The 7753-nt window shown below is 45.1% G+C and carries 6 protein-coding genes; all 6 read left to right on the forward strand.

Annotated features, from left to right (window positions below):
• Positions 1 to 246: hypothetical protein (locus tag D9603_RS21980; RefSeq protein ID WP_128732173.1), on the forward strand; the 246-nt coding region annotated here is incomplete at its 5' end.
• 119 nt (positions 247 to 365) lie between these two features.
• A complete protein-coding gene (locus D9603_RS16715) occupies positions 366 to 2159 on the forward strand; it encodes a DUF1800 family protein (protein ID WP_128732174.1) in 1794 nt (597 codons plus the stop codon).
• A gap of 11 nt (positions 2160 to 2170) precedes the next feature.
• On the forward strand, positions 2171 to 3526 hold the full coding sequence (locus tag D9603_RS16720) for a DUF1501 domain-containing protein (protein WP_128732175.1): 1356 nt from the start codon (positions 2171 to 2173) through the stop codon (positions 3524 to 3526).
• A 210-nt stretch (positions 3527 to 3736) separates the two neighbouring features.
• Positions 3737 to 5158, forward strand: a complete 1422-nt coding sequence (locus tag D9603_RS16725) for a DEAD/DEAH box helicase (protein ID WP_128732176.1) — start codon at positions 3737 to 3739, stop codon at positions 5156 to 5158.
• A 95-nt stretch (positions 5159 to 5253) separates the two neighbouring features.
• Positions 5254 to 6063: a peptidase S8 gene (locus tag D9603_RS16730; RefSeq protein ID WP_128732177.1), complete on the forward strand. Its 810-nt coding sequence runs from the start codon at positions 5254 to 5256 to the stop codon at positions 6061 to 6063.
• Positions 6064 to 6162: 99 nt separating this feature from the next.
• A complete protein-coding gene (gene dbpA / locus D9603_RS16735) occupies positions 6163 to 7551 on the forward strand; it encodes an ATP-dependent RNA helicase DbpA (protein WP_128732178.1) in 1389 nt (462 codons plus the stop codon).
• The last annotated feature ends 202 nt before the right edge of the window (positions 7552 to 7753 follow it).

The raw sequence follows: 7753 nt of genomic DNA on the forward strand, positions 1-7753 counted from the left end.
TGCAGCAGTTTGATTGGTATTTATACAAGGCAGAGCCTGCGTAGCATAGTTGTTCTATGTGAGTCAGGCGATAACACAGTAGAAATGCCAATCAAGCGCTGCCCTTTGGGTTCACCTGAGTGCGCTTTGTTCATTGTTGCTCAACTTTTGCCTAGATCACTAGGCGGCAAGTCGAGCGTCGCGACCAAAACACACTCAGAAGAACAAAAATCAAACAGCAAAGGTCAACAGGCCCTAATCGACTGAGCTAAGCTTTGACTTGGTTAGTTTACAATTTTGTATGGTTTCGCACGCAAACTTGTAAAACACTAAAGTCAAAAATCATCCTACACTCATAACTTATCGTTCACTATTTGAGTTAAGTTATGAGATCAGTCATTAAATACTTTTCAGTTTGGTGTGTGTTAACCCTATCAGCGACTGGCTGTGGCGGTGCGCAAGAAACCGAAGTCGCGCAAGCCAATCAGCAGCTCACTGACAACACTGAAATTACCGAGCCATCGCAACCTATTGCAGTGGATAATGTGTTTGCGACACCACAAAGTACGGCCTCGTTTTTACACCAAACGACTTTTGGCGCTACACCACAACAGCTCAACACGCTTGTCGGCACATCTGCTTCTAAATGGTTCATCGACCAAATAGCACTAAAACCAAGCTTGAAAATGAATTCAGTTGCAAAATATACCCCCGAAGACGACGGTTTTAATACCCTATTCGTAGAATCAACAAGTATCGGGTTTTGGCAAGATGCCATCACTGGCGAAGATCAACTGCGTCAGCGAGTAGCTTTCGCTTTATCTGAGATTTTAGTGGTTTCTAATGCCGGTGGTGACGAGCTCACTGACATCCCAGCGGCAGTAGCACGCTTTCAAGATATACTCATTGAGCACGCCTTTGGCAATTATCGAGAGCTGCTTCAGGCGGTAACTTACTCACCCGCGATGGGAACTTACTTAACATATTTAGGAAATCAAAAGGGAGACGAGCAAACAGGCAGGATGCCTGATGAGAATTATGCTCGGGAGATCTTACAGCTCTTTACTTTGGGTCTTGTTGAGTTAAACCCAGACGGTAGCGAGAAACGCGATAGCAATGACCAAGCCATTGAGTTGTATACCAATAAAGATATTACTGGTCTTGCCCGTGTTTTCACTGGGTTAGTGCTTGATGAGTCAGGCGCCGAACAAGCCGCTCAAGAGGAGTACGCGCTACCTATGGTCGGCGACCCTGAACTACATTCGACTAAAGCCAAATCCTTTTTAGGCTACACCATAGCCGCTGGCACCGATGTCAACCAATCAATCACGCTCGCATTAGATCATATCTTTTCACATCCTAATGTTGGGCCATTTGTGGTTAAGCAGTTAATCCAACGTTTAGTAACATCAAACCCTTCATCTGGCTATGTCGCTCGGGCAGTAGAAAGCTTTGATTCTGGTAGCTACGTATTGCCCGATGGTACCAAAGTGGGCGCTAGCCAACGGGGAGATTTAACTGCAACGATTGCAGCAATTATCTTTGATAAAGAAGCTAGGAGCGAGAAAACAGCGCGCAGTGGCAAGTTAAGAGAGCCAATATTAAGATTTACACAGTGGGCCCGAGCCTTCGAAGTAAAAAATATTACGCCTGAGTATCAAGAGCCACTATGGGATACTCGTTCAGCAAACGCATTAAATCAACACCCCTATCGTTCAAGTAGCGTATTTAACTTTTTTCGCCCGGGTTACAGTGCACCAGGAACGCTAATATCGCAAAACCAACTGGTTGCACCTGAGTTCCAAATTACCAACGCCTCGTCAATCCCAGGTTATATTAACTTTATGACCTATTATATTTTTGGCTATCAACAAGATGTTGATATTGCTGATTTACAAGCGGATTATGACGCCGAAAATATACCGCTTGATGCTCGTCAAGCTGTTTATAGCTTTCTTGCAGACTATGAATACGAACTCACTTTGGCAGATGACCCAAAAGCGCTATTGGCTCATTTAAATCTACTCCTAAGCGCAGATCAGCTCACTGAGCATACAGTGAATAAGATCACCCAAATTCTTGAGACACTACCGATGGAGGAACCACAAGATAGCCTTATTCGAGTGCAATGGGCGATTTTACTCGTGATGACCTCAGCAGATTATTTGATTCAAAAATAGGACGAGACAAGATGAAAAGACGTGATTTTTTGAAACTAAGCGGTGCGACCATGATGTCAACGTCCTTGCTTTCGTTGAGTCAAGCCGTTGCGGCAGCAGAACAAGGCGAAGATTATAAAGCCCTTGTTTGTGTATTTTTATATGGTGGAATGGACTGCCATGACACGATTATTCCTCTGGATGACAGTAACTATCAACAGTGGGCAAATCACAGATCCTCACTACTCAGTGCTTACCCTACGCCAAGAACACCACAAAATTTGCACGCCCTCAGTACTCCCTCTCGATTTAATCAACGCAAATTTGCCTTACCTCCAGAAATGGCGGGCCTTGCGAAACTCTATGTTCAAGGACAACTGTCCGTAATTGGCAATGTTGGACCATTACTTGAACCTGTTAATGCCTCGCATCTAGAACAAGCCACTGCAAGTGTACCTCCTCGATTGTTTTCTCATAATGATCAGCAGTCAACTTGGATGTCTGGTAAAACGGAAGGGGCACAATTTGGTTGGGGCGGGTTAATTAATGATGCGCTTATCAATACAGGAAAAACGCAGCAGACGCCTTTTAATGCCATTACCACAGCCGAGGCTGATCTGTGGTTAACCGGCAGTAATACCTTTCCATACCATGTGAGTGATGGCAAAGCTGGAATAATAGAAATCTTAGAAGAGTTCGACAACAAACAAGCGCTCGCTGACTACTTTGCGGGCAAAGAAAACAGTAGTAGCAATAATATACTTCAGCAAGACCTAGATACGCTTACTCGCAGCGCCATGGCGGCAAATTCGCAATACAATGATGCCATTGCCAATACCAGTTTTACCTTACCACAATTTCCTACCACACCATTGGCGCAACAGCTGAAGAATGTTTGCCAAAGTATTGCAACAAGGCAGCAACTCAACACCAAACGACAAGTGTATATTGTTGGCATGGGTGGATTTGATACTCACTCAGGTCAAGCTCAGAGCTTGCCTAAACTGCAATCAGCGCTTGATGGCGCACTTGTGGCGTTTAATACGGCCATTGCCAGCTTAGGGTTAGAAAAGCAAGTAACTTTATTTACCGCATCTGATTTCGGTCGTACCCTTGCTGTCAATGGTGATGGTACTGATCATGGTTGGGGCGCTCATCACTTTATTATGGGTGGTGCAGTCAATGGTGGCACTATTTTCGGCGATATCCCTCCCCCAGAATTAAACCATGCCTTTGATGCGGGTAGCGGCAGGCTCATTCCCACCACAGCTGTTGACCAACTGGCTGCAAGCCTTGGTAGCTGGATGGGGGTAGACGACAGTGCACTGCTGCAGATTTTCCCAAACCTTAAAAACTTCTCTGGTAAACTCAGTTTATTCAAAGCGTAGATTTTTATTCGAAATTAAGCACACAAGGATGTGCTGCTATACTCTGTTACGCTATCACTGGTATAGGTGCGAGGAACAGCGTATTTTTAAACCCCTGTAGTCTATTATACGTAGCAGAGAACACTTAACAGTAATTTAGGCGGTGGCAAAATTGCGTAACTGGTGTAAATACTGTACTCTTGCCCGCCGCCTACTACAGAGTAACAAATCATGAGCTTTAGCCACCTAGGTTTAGCCCCAGAAATAAATCAAGCCGTTGTTGAGCAAGGCTACGACCAGCCAACGCCGATCCAAGAACAAGCTATTCCCGGCATTTTAGCTGGGAAAGATGTGATGGCCGCAGCGCAAACCGGTACAGGCAAGACCGCTGGCTTTACGCTACCTTTGCTACAAAACCTGATGTCGGGATCTAAACCAAAAGCCAACCATGTAAGGGCCTTGATCCTAACTCCAACACGTGAACTTGCTGATCAAGTATGGCAAAGTGTTAAACTCTACAGCAAACACCTCCCTATCAGCTCTGAAGTCGTTTACGGCGGTGTGAAGATCAACCCGCAAATGATGAAGCTGCGTAAAGGCATTGATGTTTTAGTAGCGACACCTGGGCGATTACTAGACCTTTACCAACAGAATGCTGTCAAATTTGATGACCTTGAGGTACTGGTATTGGATGAAGCCGACCGCATGCTAGACATGGGCTTTATTCACGATATCAAACGCATAATCAAAGTACTGCCCGCTCGTCGGCAAAATTTGATGTTCTCTGCAACTTTCTCTGAAGAGATTAGAGCGTTAGCAAAAGGATTAATCCATGACCCTATAGAGGTTTCTGTAGCACCAGCTAATAGCACCGCCAAAAGTGTTACTCAGTGGGTGTATCCAGTAGATAAAAGTAAGCGCACCAACTTACTTAAACATTTAGTTCAAACGCATGACTGGCAACAAGTGTTGGTATTTACCCGCACAAAACACGGTGCCAATCGCTTGGTTAAGGATCTAGAAAAAGCCAAGATCAATGCCGCAGCAATCCATGGTAATAAAAGTCAAAGTGCTCGTATGAAAGCCCTTGCTGGTTTTAAAAACGGTGAAGTGCGCGTACTTGTTGCCACTGATATTGTAGCAAGAGGTTTGGATATTCAGGAGCTGCCCTACGTGGTTAACTTTGACCTGCCAAATGTTTACGAAGATTATGTTCACCGTATCGGTAGGACTGGCCGTGCTGGTGCAACGGGTGAAGCTATCTCATTTGTTACCCAAGAAACCGCAAGCGATTTATTTGGTATTGAGCGACTAATTCAACAGCTGGTGCCGCGTAAAGTGGAACCTGGATTTGAACCGCAACTTGCCGTACCTGAGTCAAAGTTAGATACGCGCCCAATCAAGCCGAAAAAACCAAAGAAACCGAAAAAGCCAAAGACAACAGACGCTGAGCAAGCAACTTCTGCTCAGCCGAAAAACAAACCCAAGCAAAATTCAGGTCCTCGTAATAATAAGCCAAGTGGTAACAGCAAACCTACTGGTAACAACAATGGCAACCGCAGACGTCGCCCATCACAGTCTACCAATAAGCCAAAGAACCAACACGCTGGAGACAAGCGTGCACCACGCCATAAGCCCACTTCTGGCAATTAAAGGTGTAAGCAGGTGTAATAGCATTTACGACACCTTCTCCTAAGCTAAAAAAGGCTGTTAATCGTAACAGCCTTTTTCGTCAAAGGAGCTAGGCTATGAATAAGTTCAAGTTACTACTATTGACTGCATGCAGCAGTACCTTTTTAGCGCACGCGGGTACACAGTATCTAACCCAACCTGCAAGCAACATCACCCAAACATCCGCACAATTAAATGGCTATTCTTCTTCCACCATAGGCCTAAGTGGCGAGATTTTTGATTATGGCACTACCACAAGCTACGGCAGTAGTATCTTTGCAACACCACCTGGAGTAAATGGCCCCGTAAGTGCTCAAATTTCAAACCTAAGCTGTGGGACTGAATACCACTTTCGCTTCCGTGGAGATCCAAAACCCCCACGCACCACAATCCAAGGTGAAGATCTCACTTTTACTACGCTGCCTTGTAGCCCCACTAGCTACGCGAATGTGTCGTTCGAAACTGGCGGACAATATTACTTTGTGGCTGAAGGTAACGGCGGCGGCACGGTCAACGCAAACCGCTTAGCCATAGGTCCTTGGGAGCAATTTACCCTGATAGATATTAATGGCGGAGACCTTAATAGCGGTGATGAAGTTCATATTCAGACTACATCTGGCTACTACTTTGTTGCCGAACAAGGTGGTGGAGGTGAACTCAACGCCAATAGAACCGCAGCCTCTATCTGGGAGACATTCACGATTGAACTGCCAAATAACCCCGGTGCGCTCATCCAAAGCGGTGATAAAGTAGCGCTCAAATCCGTCAACGGCTACTATGTGCAGGCTCTTGGTAATGGTGGCTCGGGCGCAAATGCAGAGCCGACGGTTATTGGTTGTAATGCAACCTACCCTTGCTCATGGGAAATGTTTAAAATCATTTTTTAACGCACTTGTCCGTGGTAAAAAATTTTATCACGGCCTTACACGCGCTATCCATTCGAGCCATGTTATAATTGCTGTTTTAGAACTACAGAGACAGCGACTTTGACTCAGCCACTTTTTTCCAGCACTCCACTTTCCAGCGCCTTACTTGATAACCTCACTTCGTTGGGTTATCACACCATGACTGACATTCAAGCACAAACCTTACCGCTTATCTTGGCAGGTAAAGATGTTATTGGCCAAGGTAAAACGGGGTCAGGTAAAACCGCCGCTTTCTCTTTGGGACTATTACATAATTTAAATGTGAAACGTTTTCGTGTGCAGGCTTTGGTCGTATGCCCAACTCGAGAGCTTGCCGATCAGGTTGCTGTTGAAGTTCGCAAGCTTGCCCGTGCAATCCATAACATTAAAGTATTGGCACTGTGTGGTGGCGCACCTATGGGTCCGCAAATTGGTTCTCTTGAACACGGCGCGCACATCATTGTGGGTACGCCAGGACGCATTGAAGAGCATTTGCGCAAAGGTCGCTTGTCGCTAGATGAAGTCAATACCTTTGTACTAGATGAAGCCGACCGTATGCTGGAAATGGGTTTTGAAGAGTCATTACAATGTATCATTGACCACTGCCCTAAAACACGACAAAACCTGCTTTTTAGCGCAACTTACCCGCCAAAAATAGAACAGCTTGCGCAGCATGTCATGAAAGATGCAGCTAAAATCACGGTTGAATCAACCCACGATGATAGCTCAATTGAACAGTACTTTTATGAAGTCGACAATAACGATGCAAGACTGCCTGCAGTCCAAAAACTGTTAATGCAATTTCAACCTAATTCTGCGGTTATCTTCTGCAACACCAAGGCAGAATGCCAGAACGTATGCGACAGCCTATATAGTTTAGGTTTTGATGCAGCAGCACTTCACGGTGATTTAGAGCAAAAAGACCGTGACCGCACATTGGTTCGCTTTGCGAATAAGAGCGTCACCATTTTATTGGCAACGGATGTCGCCGCACGAGGTATCGACGTCGATCACGTAGATATGGTGATCAACTACCATATCGCCCATGACCCAGAAGTACATGTTCACCGCGTTGGCAGAACTGGGCGTGCAGGCAATAAAGGCGTGGCATGCTCTTTGATGAGCTATAAGGAATCACATAAAGTAAATGCCCTCGAAGACTATTTAGGTAAGAATATTGAGCCCAGTACCTTGCCAAACGATCAAGTTTTAAATAACAAAATTAATCGAGCGCCAATGGTTACCATTCAAATCGATGGTGGTAAGAAAGCGAAACTAAGACCTGGGGACATTTTGGGAGCACTGACCTCAAACCACGCACTAAAAGGTGATCAAATTGGCAAGATTAAAGTCACTGCAATGTCATCATACGTTGCGGTTGAGCGCAGTGTTGCCAACGTAGCGCTTAAAACAATCTCAGAAGGGAAAATGAAAGGCCGAAACTTTAGAGCACGCAAAGTAACAAAATAACAGATAGCTTTGCTTTTCCTACGGTGGTCAACTTTTCCCTGACCACCGCAATTTTTAGATTAACTCAGCAATTTCTCGCCTATTTATAACTTATTTCACACTACAGGGGTTTAAATCTGCGCCATGATCCCAAGGTCTTATACCAGTTGTATTAAGTAAATGATCTATCTTGAAGCGGGGAAATAGCTTTAGTAGCACCGCT

The sequence above is a fragment of the Pseudoalteromonas sp. PS5 genome (assembly GCF_004103255.1).
In the GTDB taxonomy this organism is placed as follows: Bacteria; Pseudomonadota; Gammaproteobacteria; order Enterobacterales; family Alteromonadaceae; genus Pseudoalteromonas; species Pseudoalteromonas peptidolytica.

What these genes read in the sequence shown, in the direction of transcription:
- D9603_RS16715 (WP_128732174.1), top strand. Translation starts at nt 366, where the DNA reads ATGAGATCAGTCATTAAATACTTTTCAGTTTGGTGTGTGTTAACCCTA.
- D9603_RS16720 (WP_128732175.1), top strand. Translation starts at nt 2,171, where the DNA reads ATGAAAAGACGTGATTTTTTGAAACTAAGCGGTGCGACCATGATGTCA.
- D9603_RS16725 (WP_128732176.1), top strand. Translation starts at nt 3,737, where the DNA reads ATGAGCTTTAGCCACCTAGGTTTAGCCCCAGAAATAAATCAAGCCGTT.
- D9603_RS16730 (WP_128732177.1), top strand. Translation starts at nt 5,254, where the DNA reads ATGAATAAGTTCAAGTTACTACTATTGACTGCATGCAGCAGTACCTTT.